The following is a 1,924-nucleotide window of genomic DNA, read 5'->3' on the forward strand; positions in this document are numbered from 1 at the left end:
TCATTCTCTCCTGGCGCGGTGGCTCTAGTTCTTCTTTTGCCACCGTTCTCATCTTTGGTTAGTCTAAACTACAGTGATTTAGACAGGCGTTTGCCTCAATTAAAGTATTGGATTTGCAGCGGAGAAACTCTGCCGCTGGAACTTTGCCAGCAATTTCGAGAGCAGATGCCCCAGCGGGTATTAATCAATCTTTATGGATCTTCTGAAGTAGCTGCGGACGTGACGTGGTACGATGCAACTCACTGTGTCGAGAAAGTTCCAATCGGTCGCCCGATCGCCAACACGCAAATTTACCTGCTCGATCGCAATTTGCAACCCGTTCCCATAGGAATTCCCGGCGAGATTTACGTCGGCGGCGATGGATTGGCACAGGGCTACTTAAACCGCCCCAACTTAACCTCGGAGAAATTCATTTCTAACCCGTTTGGGCAACAAAAATTAGATTTTCTCGGTAATTCTCATCAAAAAGTTTTGTTCAAAACAGGCGATATCGGTTGTTACCTGCCGGATGGTAATATAGAATTTCTGGGCCGTAGCGATTTCCAAGTAAAAATTCGCGGTTTCCGCATCGAACTCGGAGAAATAGAGGCAGCACTTTCTCAACATTCTTCTGTGTCCACCGCTGCTGTTTTGCTTCAGGAAAATGCACCGGGCAGTCAACGCCTAGTCGCTTACTTAGGGCTTGCTGAATATATCGATCGCACTTGACGTGGCATAGGTTAAGAAGTGGTGCGATCGAGAGTCAGGTGCAAAAAAAACAGGTAAAATAGATCAAAACCCGTGCATCACCATCTGCGATCGTGTACAAGAAAGCTGAGCTTGCTCTCCTCCCAGCCTTAGACTTTGAACTAGCCAACGGTTCTAAATTGTCAGCCGACAACCGTTGGGTAAAAATGGCCCAAATAATCCCGTGGTCTGAATTTGAAACAGAATATGCCCAAAACTTCCCCACAGAAAAAGGGGCACTAGCCAAATCGTTTAGAATGGCCTTGGGGGCATTAATTATTAAAGAAAAATTAGGAATTAGTGATCGCGAAACGGTAGAACAGATCCGGGAAAACCCCTATCTACAATACTTTATCGGTCAATCAAGCTACAGCAATGAACTCGCATTTGACCCATCACTCTTAGTACACTTTCGGCAACGAATCAGTCCGAACCTCATTAATCAAGTCAACGAACGCATGGTCGCAAAAATGCGATAAATCAAGCCAGTCAAACCCGAAAAAAAAAAAGGATTCGGACGCCAAAAATGAGTCATCCAATCGTGGTAAGTTGATCGTAGATGCAACCTGCGCTCCAGCCGACATTAGTTATCCGACCGACTTAGGACTATTAAACAAAGCTAGAGTTCATACAGAAAAAATCATAGACATCCTGTATAAACAAATCAAAGAAAACAACCATAAAAAACCAAGAACCTACCGTAATCTAGCAAGAAAAGACTACTTAGCAGTAGCCAAATAAAGACGACCTACCAAAAATAAAAAAAGACAAGCAATTAAAAAACAACTTCAATATATCAAAAGAAACTTAGCTCATATTGAACAGCTAATCGATGCAGGTGCGACCCTAGAAAGTTTGAATAAACAGCAATATAAAACCTTGCTAGTCCTCACAGAAGTAACTCGCTAACAACAGTGGTTATTTAACAACAATAAACAGAGTATTGAGGATAGAATAGTAAGTTTAAGTCAACCCCACATTCGTCCCATTGTCAGAGGAAAAGCCGGAAAAAGCGTAGAGTTTGGAGCCAAACTATCAGCCAGTTGTTGTGAAGGATATGTGTTTTTAGACAGGATGAGCTGGGATAACTTTAACGAGTCAGGGGACTTAAAAGCACTCTTTAGAAGCATATCATAGGTTCACAGGATATTATCCAGAGTCCGTTCATGCCGATCGTATTTATCGAACAAGAGAAAAC

General features: G+C 42.8%; 1 protein-coding gene and 1 pseudogene. Both read left to right on the plus strand.

Annotated features, from left to right (window positions below):
- The coding region (locus QUB44_RS30695; protein ID WP_333373677.1) for an AMP-binding protein at positions 1-708 on the plus strand (708 nt) is incomplete at its 5' end.
- Positions 709-800: 92 nt separating this feature from the next.
- A pseudogene (locus tag QUB44_RS30700) lies at positions 801-1,924 on the plus strand (IS5 family transposase); the annotation flags it as partial.

The sequence above is a fragment of the Microcoleus sp. AT3-D2 genome (assembly GCF_036705715.1).
Lineage (GTDB): Bacteria > Cyanobacteriota > Cyanobacteriia > Cyanobacteriales > Microcoleaceae > Microcoleus.